The 15,862-nt window shown below is 34.2% G+C and carries 14 protein-coding genes; 11 read left to right on the top strand and 3 right to left on the bottom strand.

Annotation, left to right across the window (positions count from 1 at the left end):
• The first annotated feature begins 33 nt into the window (after nt 1-33).
• The 4 genes from VB776_RS00370 to VB776_RS00355 all read left to right on the top strand — a co-directional run bounded on the left by VB776_RS00370 (nt 34) and on the right by VB776_RS00355 (nt 4,419).
• The gene (locus VB776_RS00370; protein WP_323324899.1) at nt 34-714 is read left to right on the top strand and encodes a response regulator; all 681 of its coding nucleotides are present in this window, start codon (nt 34-36) and stop codon (nt 712-714) included.
• Nucleotides 714-2,093, top strand: a complete 1,380-nt coding sequence (locus tag VB776_RS00365; RefSeq protein WP_323324897.1) for a sensor histidine kinase — start codon at nt 714-716, stop codon at nt 2,091-2,093. The genes VB776_RS00370 and VB776_RS00365 overlap by 1 nt, the downstream gene beginning before the upstream one ends.
• Nucleotides 2,094-2,192: 99 nt before the next feature.
• The gene (locus VB776_RS00360; RefSeq protein ID WP_323324895.1) at nt 2,193-3,134 is read left to right on the top strand and encodes a hypothetical protein; all 942 of its coding nucleotides are present in this window, start codon (nt 2,193-2,195) and stop codon (nt 3,132-3,134) included.
• A 124-nt stretch (nt 3,135-3,258) separates the two neighbouring features.
• Nucleotides 3,259-4,419 carry an endonuclease/exonuclease/phosphatase family protein gene (locus VB776_RS00355; protein WP_323324893.1) on the top strand — a complete coding sequence of 387 codons (1,161 nt, stop codon included), beginning with the start codon at nt 3,259-3,261 and terminating at the stop codon, nt 4,417-4,419.
• A 1-nt stretch (nt 4,420) separates the two neighbouring features.
• Here the strand turns inward: VB776_RS00355 and VB776_RS00350 are convergent, their stop codons facing one another.
• Nucleotides 4,421-5,104, bottom strand: coding sequence for a DUF2461 domain-containing protein (locus VB776_RS00350; protein WP_323324891.1), 684 nt, complete (start codon nt 5,102-5,104; stop codon nt 4,421-4,423).
• Between the two features lie 171 nt (nt 5,105-5,275).
• Between VB776_RS00350 and trpS the strand changes: the two genes are divergently transcribed.
• Genes trpS through VB776_RS00335 form a run of 3 tightly spaced genes read left to right on the top strand, consistent with a single transcriptional unit; the run spans nt 5,276 to nt 7,244 of the window.
• Nucleotides 5,276-6,247 carry a tryptophan--tRNA ligase gene (trpS, locus tag VB776_RS00345; protein WP_323324889.1) on the top strand — a complete coding sequence of 324 codons (972 nt, stop codon included), beginning with the start codon at nt 5,276-5,278 and terminating at the stop codon, nt 6,245-6,247.
• Between the two features lie 18 nt (nt 6,248-6,265).
• Nucleotides 6,266-6,826 carry a phosphatase PAP2 family protein gene (locus VB776_RS00340; RefSeq protein WP_323324887.1) on the top strand — a complete coding sequence of 187 codons (561 nt, stop codon included), beginning with the start codon at nt 6,266-6,268 and terminating at the stop codon, nt 6,824-6,826.
• Complete coding sequence (locus VB776_RS00335; protein WP_323324885.1) at nt 6,813-7,244, top strand: DUF2147 domain-containing protein; 432 nt, start codon at nt 6,813-6,815, stop codon at nt 7,242-7,244. Before VB776_RS00340 ends, VB776_RS00335 begins: the two co-directional genes overlap by 14 nt.
• A gap of 46 nt (nt 7,245-7,290) precedes the next feature.
• Here the strand turns inward: VB776_RS00335 and VB776_RS00330 are convergent, their stop codons facing one another.
• Nucleotides 7,291-8,313, bottom strand: coding sequence for an acyl-CoA reductase (locus VB776_RS00330; RefSeq protein WP_323324883.1), 1,023 nt, complete (start codon nt 8,311-8,313; stop codon nt 7,291-7,293).
• Between the two features lie 189 nt (nt 8,314-8,502).
• Here VB776_RS00330 and VB776_RS00325 point away from each other — a divergent pair, with 189 nt between their 5' ends.
• From VB776_RS00325 to VB776_RS00310, 4 genes are all read left to right on the top strand, one after another.
• The gene (locus tag VB776_RS00325; protein WP_184137806.1) at nt 8,503-8,850 is read left to right on the top strand and encodes a 4Fe-4S dicluster domain-containing protein; all 348 of its coding nucleotides are present in this window, start codon (nt 8,503-8,505) and stop codon (nt 8,848-8,850) included.
• Nucleotides 8,851-9,179: 329 nt separating this feature from the next.
• Nucleotides 9,180-10,295, top strand: a complete 1,116-nt coding sequence (locus VB776_RS00320) for a porin (RefSeq protein ID WP_323324881.1) — start codon at nt 9,180-9,182, stop codon at nt 10,293-10,295.
• Between the two features lie 97 nt (nt 10,296-10,392).
• A complete protein-coding gene (locus tag VB776_RS00315) occupies nt 10,393-11,730 on the top strand; it encodes an ammonium transporter (RefSeq protein ID WP_323324879.1) in 1,338 nt (445 codons plus the stop codon).
• A 532-nt stretch (nt 11,731-12,262) separates the two neighbouring features.
• Complete coding sequence (locus tag VB776_RS00310) at nt 12,263-13,147, top strand: exonuclease domain-containing protein (protein ID WP_323324877.1); 885 nt, start codon at nt 12,263-12,265, stop codon at nt 13,145-13,147.
• Nucleotides 13,148-13,211: 64 nt separating this feature from the next.
• On the opposite strand, the gene VB776_RS00305 is transcribed toward VB776_RS00310, so the two are convergent.
• Complete coding sequence (locus VB776_RS00305; protein ID WP_323324875.1) at nt 13,212-15,479, bottom strand: aconitate hydratase; 2,268 nt, start codon at nt 15,477-15,479, stop codon at nt 13,212-13,214.
• Nucleotides 15,480-15,862 lie beyond the last annotated feature (383 nt).

The raw sequence follows: 15,862 nt of genomic DNA, 5'->3' as shown, positions 1-15,862 counted from the left end.
TCCTTAATTTTGATTAAAGCAAATTAACATCGTATGAGAATATTAGTAATAGAGGACGAAATAAAGACGGTGCAGCTCATCAAACAAGGGCTTGAGGAACAGCAATGTGAAGTAGATGTTGCCTATGATGGATTGATGGGTTTTCAATTGGCTTCACGCAATCATTATAATTTAATCATTTCTGATATAATCTTGCCGGGTATCAATGGCTTAGAACTTTGTAAAAAGCTACGAGCAAATGGCATTTCTTTCCCAATTCTTTTGCTTACAGCACTTGGCACAACCGACGATAAAATTATTGGTTTAGATAGCGGAGCAGATGATTATCTGGTAAAACCCTTTGAATTTAAGGAGTTAATGGCAAGGATTCGTGCGCTTACACGTAGAAGTATTGGTTCAATTCAAACAGCGAATGTGTTGAAAATTGCTGATTTAGAAATGGACTTAGATACCAAAAGTGTTTCGAGAGCTGGCAATGAAATCATATTAACTGCTAAAGAATTTTCATTATTAGAATACTTTATCAGACATCAAGGAAGAGTAATTTCTAAAGCCGAATTAGCCGAAAAAATCTGGGATGTTACTTTTGATACAGGCACGAATGTGATTGAAGTATATGTGAATTTTGTCCGTAAGAAAATTGATAAAGATTTCGATACCAAGCTATTACACACGCAAATTGGAATGGGTTACGTACTGAAAATGCCAAATTGATGATTAATATTCGCTCAAGACTTACTTACCAATTCATGGCATTGGTAACGGCTATTTTGCTACTTTTTTCGGTAGGAGTTTATTTTTTTAGTAAACTTTATCTTGAAAAACGTTTCTTCAAGCGTCTTCAAGACCGTGCCATTACGACTACCACTTTACTCTTTGATTTACAAGCAACCGATTCTACGGTGCTAAAATTGGTTAATATTTCGGATAAAGAATTATTGATTGATGAAAGTATTTCTGTTTATGATAAAAATACTAAAGCCATTATTTTTTCTTCCAACAATGGTAAAATGTTTTCTTATCAACAGCTTTTGCCTTTGATGAAATCTGATCAAGTAACTACTTTTACTGAAATTGGTGATTATAAAGTATTAGGAATTCACCTTAAAAAAGGAAGTGCTGATAATTGGGTAATTGTTAGTGCGATTGATAAAAATGGTACCGAAGCACTTGATGATTTAAGACGAATACTCTTAATCATGATTTTAGCTGGTATTTTATTATTAGGTTTATCTGGTTGGTTTTTTGCAGGAAGGGCGCTTGCACCAATGTCTGGCATTATTAAACAAGTAAATGGTATTTTCCCAGAATATGTTGCCAAAAGAGTAGAACATCCAAATCGTTCAGACGAAATCGGTTTGTTGGTGGCTACTTTCAATCAATTATTAGATAGAATTGAAGACGCTTTGGTGATGCAAAAAATGTTTATCGCCAATGTTTCGCATGAATTGAAGAATCCACTCACCAAAATCTATTCGCAAATTGATATTGCTTTGATGCAAAAGCGTAGCCCAGAAGTATATGAACAAAGTTTAAATTCTTTAAAAGAAGACACCACAACTTTAATTCAATTAACGAATACACTGTTGAATTTAGCCAATACGATTGTTAGTTCAGAAAGTGTTCAAAAAACACCTATCAGAATTGATGAATTACTTTGGGAAACCAAAGGACAGCTTCAAAAATGGCATGAAGATTATAACGTTCAAATTAATTTCTTAGATTTCCCAGACGATGAAGAAGCTTTAATACTTCAAGGAAATGAAGCTTCTTTAAAGGTTGTTCTAATAAATTTAATGGATAATGCTTGTAAATTTTCTGATGATAATACTGTAGTCGTAAATTTTTTGGCAAATAAGAGCGGTATTAAAATATCTTTTATGAACAAAGGTTCTATCATTCCTGCGGCAGATTTGCCATTTATTTTCCATCCATTCTATCGGAGTAATGCCACAGCACAAGCCACAAAAGGTCATGGTGTTGGTTTGGCAATCGTTTCTCAGGTTACTCGTCTTCACAAAGGAGAAGTAGAAGTAGTTTCTGATGAAAACGGAACGGTCTTCACTCTATGGTTTCCAAAAGTCACCGAGTAATTTTAAGGTAAATTTAAGGTGAGTTTAATTCTTGTTTAAGTTAAGGGTAGTTAGTTTGTATCATCAAAACAACAACAATTACTTAAATCAGAAACAATCATGGAATCAAACAACAATCAAGGTGTATTTAAAATTGCCATCGGTGTTTTAATCGGAGTTGTAGCTTTATTGAGTTACTTATTTATGGGAGCAAGAAATGAAACTTTTGAGCTTCAACAATCAATTACTTCAAAAGTTGAACAGTTATCAAGTACTCAAATTAAGCTAGATTCTATTTCTATCGTTTTGAATGAAAAGATTGCTGAAATTCAAAAATTAGGTGGAAATGTTACAGAATTAGAAAACGTAAAAGCTCAATTAGAAAGTGATAAAAAGAAGCTAAAATCTGATTTTAACTTTTCTGTTCAGAAATATGACGCCAAAATAAAGGAGTATGAAAACTTCTTAGTTGTAAAAGACGAAGACATTCGCAAATTACAAGAAGAGAATGGTACTTTGTTAGCTCGTACAAAAACACTTGAAGAAGAAAAACAACAGGTATTGACTGAAAATACTGGTTTAAAAACTGAAAAAGCTAGTTTAGTTCAAACAGTTTCTGAATATACTTCACAAAATGATGATTTGAAACGTAAAGTAACTTTAGCAAGTGCTATGAAAGCAATCAACGTTCAAGTTGCAGCTTTAGCATCAAATGGTAAAGTTCGTGAGGGTGGTTTATACAAAGCATCGAAAATCAATAAATTAAAGATTTCATTTATCATGCCTTCAAATCCTGTGGCTGAGAAAAACAACAAAGAGATTTTTGTTAGAATTCTTGACCAAAACGGAGCTGTTGTTAGTGAAGACGGTTCAGCAGGTACAGTTAGCAATGATGGAAAAGAGATAGGGTACAGCTTCAAACAAAGTGTTCCATTTGAAAACAATGATCAAAAAGTGGACATCATTTACGGAAAAAGTGCTCCTTATCAATCAGGTAAATATAGCATTGAGTTATATTCTGAAGGGTTCAAAATCGGAAATGGTTCATTTCAAGTTAAGTAATCAATGGAATGAGTAAAACTAAAAGACGATGTTGAACAAACATCGTCTTTGTTTTTTAAAGAAGTAATGTTGATTTTGTTCAGCATAATTGTTTTTGATAACACACCCAAAACCCACTAATACCATGATATTATACATCAGATTCTTCCAAATACTTTTCGTGTTGCCAAGTCTTATTTTTTCAATGGTTATCGACTGGCTACGAATTGCTTACCACAAATTCAGCGAATTTCCAATTGCTTATACATCATTGCTGTACTTGTTTATTACGATGGCGTTTTGTCATTATCCGATTTTTGACCATTGGGTAACTGGTTTCATCATGATGAGTTTACCATTAGCTATTATTTTTGGTTTGGGCGGAAGTAGCTATTTGTTGTATAAAAATCAGAAAATGGTAGCAACAATTGGGTTTATTTGGGTGCTGCTGGCTTTTCCAATTATCAAACGTTTGGTTGGAATTAATCAAAATACCGAACAAATTACTTCATTAAACACCCTGAAAGTACTAAGTTTTAACGGAGAATGTTTTGCCGAAAATAATGAAGGGAATAATAAATGGGCAGTTTTGAAATCTGATATTGCTTGTTTTCAAGAGTATTCTCCTAATCAGAATGTTGAGATTCAGTTCAAAAATAAAATTGAAAAATTAACGGAATTTGATGAATGTCGTTCTGTTGGTTTGGCTTTGTTTTCGCAATATCCAATTGTGAATCAGTACAGTAAAATTTGGGATAAAGCTTATGGCCCTAAAATCAATGGATTTATTTGTGCAGACATCGCTTATGGAAATGATACAGTAAGAGTTGTAAATGCACATTTATGGTCGATGGGAGTGAGGATTAACCAAAGTATCGACGCTTTGAAAAATGGAGAATTCAAACAATTTGCATTTGAAATTGTGGATACTTTCCAAAAAATGAAAGAAGGTTTTGAATATCGTAACGACCAATTGAAAGAAATAGAATCGTATGTGTCAGGAAGTAAATATCCAGTAATTATTTGTGGAGATTTTAATGAAACACCTTTTGGATATGCTTATGGAAAATTAAGTTTAAGCTTTAAAAATGCCTTTGAAGAAGTAGGAAAAGGTCTGGGCTTTACATTAAACAGACAACCATATTGTGTAAGAATAGACCAACAATTCTTTAGTTCAGAATGGCAAGTACAATCTTGTTATACGATGTCTGATATTAATATGTCAGACCATTTTCCTGTGATGGCAGAATATGTTTTGAAGAAGCCGAATAAATCTACAAACAACATATTAGCCTCAATTCTGTAAACTATAATTTTATTTCAGGTTCTTGGTCATCAAAGAAAACATAGTTCAAAAAGTCTAAGTAAGGTTTTAAGGTAAAACATACTTCAGTGACTTTTTGAACAAAATTATCAGCACTTACTTCTTCATTTGAAAACTGATGCCAAAAGAATAATTGCTTTTTGCGAAGTAATTCAATTTCTGGATGTTCTTTTGAATAACCTTTTGGGGCAGATTTTACAGATTCTCCTTCTGCTTCTCCAAATACTTTTACAAATTCAGGGTTATAAATAATTGATTTTAATTCCTGAGCATTATAATCAATTTCTTGTCGAAGTTTTGCTAATTGTTCTGGAGTAGGCGAGTACATTCCACCGCCAAGAAAAGATTTATTGTCTTCGATATGCAGATAATAATCCATTTTGCCAGATTTTCTTCCACCTGCTGAAAAACTAGCAGATAGCCACGTTTTATAAGGTGCTTTATCTTTAGTAAAACGAACGTCTCTTGCTATTCTGTAATTGCAGTCTTTTACTTCAACGCCAGTCATATCTTCAAAAGCTGCAATTGAACCAATCAATTCTTTAATGGTAACTTCGAAATTGGCTTTTACGCCATCATAAGTTTTTTTGTTGGCATGAAACCATTCACGAGTATTGTTTTCTTTAAGTTGATTCAGGTAATCGAAAGTGGAAGAAGGAACAGACATTGTTTGTAATTTAAAAGCGTTGAAATAATAATTTAGACCAATAAAAATACTTAATTCATGATTTCCATCAAATCGAGTAAGCTTGATTTGATGGATTCGTGGATTTTAATCAATTTTGTAGAATAATAACAATAATTACACAAAACAGTTTACGATTATACCCTTTTTAAAATGCGAATTCTAACAGGCATACAAGCATCAGGCAGACCACATTTAGGGAATGTTCTGGGTGCCATTCGTCCAGCCATCGAATTATCAAAAAATCCAGCCAACGAATCTTTTTTATTCATTGCTGATTTGCATACGCTTACTTCATTAAAAGATGGTAAGCAACTTCGTGAAAATACTTATGCAATTGCGGCAGCTTGGTTAGCTTGCGGTTTTGATGCTGATAAGAATTTTTTCTATCGTCAATCAAAATTAGCAGGTTATCATACAGAATTAATGTGGTATTTAAGCTGTTTTACACCATTTCCGATGTTGGCAAATGGACATAGTTTCAAAGAAAAATCTGAAAAATTAGCCAATGTAAACGCAGGTTTATTTACTTATCCAGTTTTACAAGCTGCTGATATAATGCTTTATGATGCTCATTTGGTTCCAGTAGGTCGTGACCAACGTCAACATCTTGAAATGACAAGAGATTTGGGCGGAGCTTTCAATAATCAATATGGCGAAAATACGCTGGTAATTCCTGAAGCGAAAATTGATGAAACAGTAATGGTGATACCTGGAACGGATGGACAAAAAATGTCGAAATCTTATGGAAATTACATTGATATTTTCTTAGATGAAAAAGAATTGCTAAAATCTGTGAAGAAGATTGTTACTGATGCTACTCCACTAGAAGAACCTAAAAATCCTGAAACAGATAATGTTTTCAAGCTTTACTCTTTGGTAGCGACCAATGATGAAATTGAAGAAATGAAAGCAAATTACTTAGCTGGCGGTTACGGTTACGGACATGCAAAACAAGCTTTGCATCAAGTATTAGTACGTGAATTTGCCAAAGAAAGAGAATTGTTTAATTATTATATGAACAATATTCCTGAATTAGAACAAAAATTGCAAGAAGGAGAAGCCAAAGCAACAATAATTGCTAAAGCTACGATGGAAAGAGTTCGTGAAAAAATGAATTTTTAAAGTCATAAAATAATTCAGATGAATCAACTTGACACAGAAGTATTTTTATGGCTTAATGCTTTACATAACAATACTTTCGACCCAATAATGGCTTGGATTTCAGGACGAAATTCTTGGATTCCGCTTTATTTAGCCATTATTAGTTTAATTATTTGGCGATACAAAAAACAATCTTTGCCCATGTTACTTACTATCATTGTAAGCGTAGCGTTGGCAGATCAGATTTGTTCATCATTTTTTAAACCGCTTGTAGAAAGGCTTCGTCCTTGTCATGAACCAGCCATTCAACATTTAGTACATGTTGTAGGCAATTGTGGCGGACAATTTGGCTTTTGTTCATCACATGCTGCCAATTCTTTTACTTTGGCAATGAGCCTTTTATTATTAGTAGGGAAAGAATATACTTGGGTTAAATATCTTTTTGTATGGGCAATAATTGTTTCGTATAGTCGTATTTATGTTGGTGTTCATTACCCGCTTGATGTATTGTCTGGGGCTGGAGTAGGCGTTTTGTCGGCATTTATTTCTTTTAAAATTTACCAATTCTATTTATCTAAAAATGTTCATGAAGTTTCATAAGTTATTGCCTTTACTTTTTTTGTTGTGTTCCTTTAAAAGTAATGACGGTTCAGAAGAAATAGTAGGAATGTGGTTTACGCAGGATAAAGCATCTAAAATTCAAATTTTCAAACACGATAATCTGTATTTTGGCAAAATTGTATGGCTAAAATCTCCTCTTGTAAATGGGAAAGCTATTGTAGATGAAAAAAATCCAGAAGAAAAACTTCGTTCAAGAGCAGTTTTAGGTTTGTCAATTTTTAACAGATTTGTTTTTGAAGGAAAAAACAGTTGGGCGAAAGGCGAAATTTATGATGTAAGATCGGGAAGAACTGTTTCTGGCAAATTATCACTGAAAAATAAAAATACGTTAGATGTAAGAGGCTTTTTGGGGAATCCAATTTTTGGAAAAACTGTAACATTAATCAGAGCAGAGTAAAAATAAAAAGCGTACTCATTGATTTTGAAATGAGTACGCTTTTTGTTTAATCATTCAGGGATAATAAGAACAACATCGTATCAACTCCATCTGCATAATCCCAAAGTTTGGGTTTTTGTGTTTCTCCGAAAGGAATACTTCCCTCAAACCAAGCTTCTTTTGAAACAATACACTGAATTTTGTCTGTTTTAGCTGTAATTTTTTGTTTTAAATCCTCTTCACTCTGATACGTTTCATAGAAAATCACTGAAATTGGTGATACTAGAGAATCATTTTCTGTTAGAATCAAAAAACCATTGTCGTAATGATGTACTTGGTTGACTAAATAAATAGATTTATTATAGTCGTAATTATTTTTATACTTATTATGATAGAAAATATCACCAAGCGATTCAATACTATCATAGAAATTTACGAAATCGTATTCTTGTGGAACGTAAAATTTAGAAATATTTCTACAACCTAAGCCATAATAATCAGTAATGTCTTTACCAAGATTAAAAAAATCTTCCTCGATTTCTTTACTATTTAATATTGCTACAGAACTTCTATTTTGACGAATGATATGTGGCTTATTCCTGAAGTAATATTCAAAATAACGAGCTGAATTATCAGAACCAGTAGCAATTAATGCATCAACTTCGTTCATTTTATCGCTAATTCTAATTCCTAAAGCTGGATTGATTTCAAGTAATTTTTCAATCAAAGCCAACATTAAAACAGAGTCCTGTGAACTTACCTTAGCTACACATTCATGCCCTGAAATAACAACAGTCAACAAATCATGAAATCCAACTGCTGGAATGTTTCCAGCCATTATCACACCAATACTTTTAATAATTTGTGGTCTGTCTGGGATTTCATATAAACCTGCCCAACTTTCCAACAAATTCCTATTCAAATAATAATCAGCAATTGATTGAATAGATTTTTTGGTATTTTCTAGTGTAAACCAATTGTTTTGATGCGAAGCTCTATCTGCCCATTCCTCAATTACTGATTGATTGTCTTCGTTTCTTAGAAAATCTCCTAAGCTTACGAATGCGTCAATTCTTGCTTGTAAATCCATTTTTGTACTTTTTTTACAAATTTACAGAAATCCTTTGAAATATTTTTTTCAATAGTCTTTAAACTTTATAGGCTATTCAAGGTTTAACTGTTAATTTTGTGAATGATTTAAGGAAATTCAATGTTTTGGATTCTGACAGAGGTATTAAATCAATTTTAAGAAAGCATATACAATTAAAACGAAGTTTTTATGGCAATTATCATAACCGAAGAATGCATCAACTGCGGTGCTTGCGAGCCAGAATGCCCTAATACAGCAATTTATGAAGGTGGTGTTGAATGGACTTGGGCTGGAGGAACCAAATTAGTGGACGTTGAGTTAGAAGACGGTTCAGTTATTGGAGGGAAAGACCCAATGACTCCCATTTCAGATGAATTTTATTACATCGTTTCAGATAAATGTACTGAATGTATGGGATTCCATGAAGAGCCTCAATGTGCTGCGGTTTGTCCAGTAGATTGTTGCGTTCCTGATCCAGACCATGAAGAAGATGAAGAAACGCTTTATGCAAAAAAGGCATGGTTGCACGCTGAATAGTTAGATTTTAATTTATTCGAAAGCCCTGATTTAGCAATAAGTCAGGGCTTTTTTATTGGAAAAATTATATTTTTTCTGGGTATTTTACTTTAAGAATATTTGGTTTTTGGTCGATATTTCAGAATATGTTAAAAATGAACTTGTTGTTTGAAAATATTGACTTTATTTCGAGATATATGGTTTAAATTATGCCTGTTTTGTACTATTTTTTGAAAAAAAGCCCAAAATAGGTTAAAAATTTGCACATAAAATTTGGAATAGTAAATATTACCTATAATATTTGCACTGTAATCAAGCATTAATATTTAAACATTCAACCAAAGATTATTATGAAAAAAACCTTAATCACGTTATTTTCTTTGTTTTTAGCAGTTCCTGCATTTTCTCAAGATAAAGAGGAAGACAAAGGTAAGTTTACTTTCTCTGGATACATTGATTCTTACTACTTAGCGAACTTCAATAATCCTAGAGATATGAAGAACACAGGTGCATCTGGGACAGCTAGAGCATTTGACCAAAAAACTGGTTTTTCATTAGGTCTTGTTCAAACTAAAATTGGATATGCTACTGCTAAATCTGATGTAGTTGTTGACTTGGCATTCGGTCCAAACGCTGACTTAGGTAACTATGGTAACGCATTGGGACCATTAGGGAATGGTTCTTCTTTAGTTATCAAACAAGCTTATTTCAACTGGAAGGCTACAGATAAATTAACATTGACAGCTGGTCAATTTGGTACTCACATCGGTTATGAAGTAATTGATGCTCCAGTAAACTATCACTACTCGCTTTCTAACTTATTCAACAATGGCCCATTCTACCACGTTGGTGTGAAGGCAGCTTATGCAGTTTCTGATAAATTTGCTTTAATGGGCGGTATCGTAAATGGTGTTGACCAACTTTATAGTAATAACGAGAAACCAGGTTTAATTGCTCAAGTATTTGTTCAACCAGTTAGCGGATGGAACGTATATGTAAACGGAATCACTGCTAATCGTAATACCAAAGATGCTACTACTGGTACTACAGATGCTGGAACATACAATTTGTTAGATTTAACAACTACTTATCAAGTAACTGAGAAATTCTTATTAGGCTTAAACGCTGCAACTGGTAAACAAAACTATGCTACTGGCGATGGTAAAACTTGGGGAGGATTCGCAGTATATCCAAAATATGATTTTACAAGTACATTCAGCTTAGGTGCTAGATATGAATCTTTCTCTAATACAAATGGAGTTACTGCTCTTATTGACTATGATGGAAACGGTGTAACAGTTAACTCGTTCACTATTACTCCATCTTTCACAGTAGCAGATGGTCATTTATTGTTAAAGCCTGAATTCAGAGTTGATTCATTTGATAAAAACTTCTTTACTGATGGAGATGGTGTTAAAACAAAATCTCAATCTACCTTTACTTGGGCAATGATTTATAAGTTTTAATGATAATTTTACTCATAATCGGCTATATCATAGCTGATTATGAGTAGTTTAGTTTCTGTAAACAATTCCATAATAAACCCCTAAAACACTAATCACAATGACACAAAAACCAACATTTATTCCAATTCTTATTTTGCTTATTATCGCTATTGCAGCGGCTTTTGTTCCTGCTCCGGGTGCTGCAGTAACAGAAGGCATTGATACAGGTGATACTGCTTGGATGCTAGTATCTTCTGGTTTAGTATTATTGATGACACCTGGTTTGGCGTATTTCTACGGAGGTATGGTTAACCACAAAAACGTAATTTCTACTATGTTGCAATCATTCATTGCAATGGGTGTGATTACTGTAATTTGGGTAGTATTTGGTTTCAGTTTAGCTTTCGGTGATACTATCGGCGGTTTTGTTGGTAACCCAACTACTTTCTTCATGTTCCAAGGAGTATTTGATGGTAAGCCTTGGCCATTAGCAGCAACAATTCCATTTGCATTGTTTGCATTTTTCCAAATGAAGTTCGCTGTAATTACACCAGCACTTATTTCTGGTGCTTTAGCAGAACGTATTAATTTCCGTGCATTTGTATTGTTTATGGTGCTTTTCTGTGTAGTAGTTTATGCTCCATTAGCACACTGGACTTGGCATCCAGAAGGTTGGTTGTTCAAATATGGTGTTCTTGACTTCGCTGGTGGTACTGTTGTACACATGAGTGCAGGTTGGGCTGCTTTAGCAGGTGCATTATACTTGAAACGTCGTAAATCACACGTTGAAGCTAATATTCTTCCTCCAGCAAACATTCCTTATGTATTGTTAGGTACTGGTTTACTTTGGTTCGGTTGGTTTGGTTTCAATGCTGGTTCAGCAGTAGGTGCTAGTCCATTAGCAGTTTCTGCTTTCGCAACTACTCACGTAGCGGCAGCTTCAGCAGGTCTTTCTTGGATTTTATTTGATGTAACTCGTGGACGTAAAGTATCTGCTTTAGGTTTCAGTATTGGTGCGGTTGTAGGTTTAGTAGCTATTACTCCTGCTTCTGGGTTTGTTTCTGTAACAGCGGCTATTACTATCGGTACTATTGCAGCAATCATTTCAAATATTGCAGCACACTGGAGAGCAAATTCTAAATTAGATGATACTTTAGATGTATTCCCTTGCCATGGTGTAGGTGGTATGGTAGGTATGGTAATGACAGGTTTGTTTGCTTCCAAAGCTGTTAACGGAGCTGTAGTTGATACTGAGCAAGGTTTGTTTATTACTGGTGACCCAGCTTTATTTATCAAACACTTAGTAGCTCTCGTAGTTGTTTCAGCTTTCGCATTTGGTCTTTCATATTTCTTATTATTCGTTACTGATAAAATTATTCCATTACGTGTAACTGAAGAAGAAGAAAGAGTAGGCTTGGATATTTCTCAACACGATGAATTCCTAGCAGAAGCATAAAATATTAAAACTTTACCACAAGTAATGGTTCTTGTGGTTTTGTTTCAGAAGGAAAGTTGTCTGCTTATGGCGGGCAACTTTTTATATTTTATAGGATGCAATATTGTTTCTTATCCCAATTTTTTATTAGCAACAATTTGCTAACGGCTTTTGTAAGAAATATTCAATATCTTTGCGAACCACAAGTTTGGTTTCTTGTGGTTTTGTTTTGTTATAAGAAAGCCCTCAGATAATATTTGAGGGCTTTTTACTCTTTTTACTTGTTGTTGAGATACGTAGTCTCAAGTTTTCCTAAACTCGTAAACTATAAATTGATTTTTAATTTAAATAACTATTTCTTTCTAAAAAACCTCAATAAATACTCAAAATATTTTTGTTCAGCATCAATATTTCTAGACTCATCGAACGAGTATAGTTTCGAAAATTGATAGTTTTGTGATTATACAATTATAAAAAGGCTTTTTATGTTTTAATTAGTAAATTAGTCCTGTTTAAAATCATTAGACCTATCCATAATTATAAATACCATAAAATGAATTTTGTTGCAATAGATTTTGAAACTGCTAATAACGCTCAAAGTAGTGCTTGTGCTTTGGGACTTGTGAAAGTGGAGAGTGGCGTAATTGTTGAAAGAAGAGAATGGTTAATAAAACCAACGCCTTTTGAAATGGGCTTTTATCAAAATAAGGTTCATAAAATTGAATTAATGGATTTGGTAGAAAAACCTACTTTTGATGAAATATGGGATGAACTAAAGCCATATTTGGAAAACCAAGTAGTAATTGCTCATAATGCTAGTTTTGATTTTGGAGTGTTAAATAGTGTTTGCTTGCATTATAATATTAAGCCAATAAAGTTTACTAAAATGTGTTCGATTGCTTTATCCAGAATGGCTTGGCACAATGAAAGAGGTTATGGTTTAAGTACTTTAGTGAAATCTAAACTTGATAATTACAGCTTTAACCATCATGATGCTTTAGCCGATGCTGAAGCGTGTGCTCAATTGGTGCTTAAAGTGCTAAACGTACTTTCTTTATCAAGTATTCAGGAAATTCAATATTATAAATCTAGTAGGCTACAAATTAAACGTTCGTCAAGGGAAAAGACTGTCAAGAAAGTTTTCGAAGGAATTATCAATGAAGGCTTAAATAATCCTTTTAGAAAGAAAGAAGTTGTTTTTACAGGAACATTAGAGTATTTTGTCAGAAAAGAAGCTGAGGCTTTAGTGAAAAGAATAGGAGGGTTTCCTGCTCAATTTATCAGCAGTAGAACAAAATATCTTGTAGTTGGTCAGTATGATGTTAATAGAACTAAATCATCGAAAATTCAAAAAGCCGAGCAACTGGCGTTAGAAGGATATAATGTTCAAATAATTGGAGAAAAAGAATTTATTGAAAAGATGTCGTTACAAAATTAATTAAAACAAAAACAGCCTTCAACAAGTAAATTGCTGAAGGCTGTTTTGCATATTGATGTAATATTTACTTCCCTACATTGGCACGAATAATATTCAATGCACCACCCGCTTTAAACCATTCAATTTGTTGGTCGTTGTAAGAGTGATTTACTGCAATGGTATCACTTGAACCATCGGCATGGTTTAACACTACTTGCAATTGAACACCCGGAGCAAAAGTTGTTAAACCAATGATATCGATAGTATCGTCTTCTTGGATTAAATCATAATCTGCTTCATTGGCAAAAGTAATCGCTAACATCCCTTGTTTCTTCAAGTTAGTTTCATGAATACGAGCAAAAGATTTTACTAATACTACACGAACTCCTAAGTGACGAGGTTCCATGGCTGCGTGTTCACGAGATGAACCTTCACCATAGTTTGAATCACCTACTACGATTGTTCCGATACCTGCTGCTTTATAAGCACGTTGTGTAGCGGGAACTGGACCGTATTCACCGATTAATTGGTTCTTTACATTGTCTGTTTTCTCGTTGAAGTAATTCAACGCACCAATCAACATATTGTTAGAAATATTATCTAAGTGACCACGGTATTTCAACCAAGGGCCAGCCATTGAGATATGGTCGGTGGTACATTTTCCTTTGGCTTTAATTAATAATTTCAAACCTTTTAAGTCCGTACCTTCCCAAGGAGAGAATGGGTCTAATAATTGAAGACGGTCAGAAGTTGGAGAAACTTTTACTTCTACCGAAGAACCATCTTCAGCAGGAGCTTGATAACCAGCATCTTCTACGGCAAATCCTTTTGTTGGTAATTCATCACCCGTCGGAGCGTCTAATTTTACTTGCTCGCCAGCTTCGTTAGTCAAATAATCTGTTAAAGGATTGAAAGTTAAATCGCCTGCAATCGCCAAAGCCGTTACTAATTCAGGAGAACCTACGAAAGCATAGGTATTGGGGTTTCCGTCGGCACGTTTAGCAAAGTTACGGTTGAAAGAATGTACGATAGTGTTTTTCTCACCTTTCTCAGCACCCGGACGAGCCCACTGACCAATACAAGGACCACAAGCATTCGAGAATACTTTGCCGCCAATGCTCTCGAAAGTATCAATAAAACCATCTCGTTCTATTGTATAACGTACTTGTTCAGAACCTGGTGTGATTGTGTATTCTGCTTTCGTTTTTAAGCCTTTTGCCGCTACTTGTCTCGCTAATGAGGCTGCACGAGAAATATCTTCGTAAGATGAGTTTGTACAAGAACCAATCAAACCTACTTCTACTTTAGTTGGCCAGCCGTTTTTCTCGGCTAATGCTTTCATTTGAGAAATAGGAGTTGCTAAATCTGGCGTGAAAGGACCATTCAAGTGTGGTTCTAAAGTATCTAAATCTATTTCAATTACTTGGTCGAAATAGGTAGCTGGGTCAGCATAAACTTCTGGGTCAGCAGTCAAATGTTCTTTGATGGTATCAGCTAAAGCAGCTACATCTGCACGACCAGTAGAAGACAAGTAGCGAGCCATTGATTCATCGTAACCAAAAGTTGAAGTGGTTGCACCAATTTCAGCCCCCATGTTGGCTATTGTACCCTTACCTGTACACGACATTGAAGTAACGCCTTCGCCAAAATATTCTACCACAGCACCAGTTCCACCTTTTACCGTAAGAATACCTGCTACTTTTAGGATTACATCTTTTGCAGAAGTCCAACCGTTTAATTTACCAGTTAATTTTACACCAATAAGTTTAGGGAATTTCAATTCCCAAGCTAAACCAGCCATTACGTCGCAAGCGTCAGCTCCACCAACACCAATGGCAATCATGCCTAAACCACCAGCATTTACTGTGTGAGAGTCAGTACCAATCATCATACCGCCTGGGAAAGCGTAATTTTCTAACACCACTTGGTGAATAATACCTGCACCGGGCTTCCAGAAACCTAAACCATATTTATCGGAAACAGAAGAAAGGAAGTCATAAACTTCTTTATTTTTATTAACTGCAACAGAAAGGTCAGTTTTTGATTCTACTTTTGCTTCAATTAAGTGATCGCAGTGAACGGTAGAAGGTACAGCTACTTTCGGGCGACCAGCCTGCATAAATTGTAAAAGAGCCATTTGTGCAGTGGCATCTTGCATCGCTACACGATCTGGTGCGAAGTCAACATAAGACTTTCCTCTTTCAAAAGTGCTTGTAGGAGTCCCTTCCCACAAATGAGAATAAAGGATTTTCTCGGTTAGGGTAAGCGGTCTGCCAACAAGTTTACGAGCTGCTTCAACACGAGCTGGCATACGTTCGTAAACTGCTTTAATCATTTCAATGTCAAAAGCCATAATATGTTTTTTTTGAGTACTTAAAATTTTAAGAATTAAAGAATAATAGTTGATGAGTACAAGTTTATGAGTTTAAAAGAAAAATACAAATTTATAAATTGATTTTCAGAAACTTTATTCATAAACCATGAACGAAATAGATATGAATACTTAAATCTTATATAATCTAATTACTATTTTCTATTGATATGTATATGTTTTAACAACAATTTTCAATTATTTTAAGTTCTTTGCAGGCTCTGGTCATTCTCGCAAGAGCAAAAATGGTAACTTTAAGGCAGTAAGTTTTTTTGTTGATTTGAATTTAAGATAAAACTCATGCTACTTGTCTCAAGTATCGAATAAAACATATAAAAATAACATAAAACAAAGAAAATATATGT

It is taken from the genome of Arcicella gelida (genome assembly GCF_034931025.1).
In the GTDB taxonomy this organism is placed as follows: Bacteria; Bacteroidota; Bacteroidia; order Cytophagales; family Spirosomataceae; genus Arcicella; species Arcicella gelida.
Note: the sequence above shows the minus strand (reverse complement) of the source record. Positions and strands in the feature narration are given on the sequence as shown.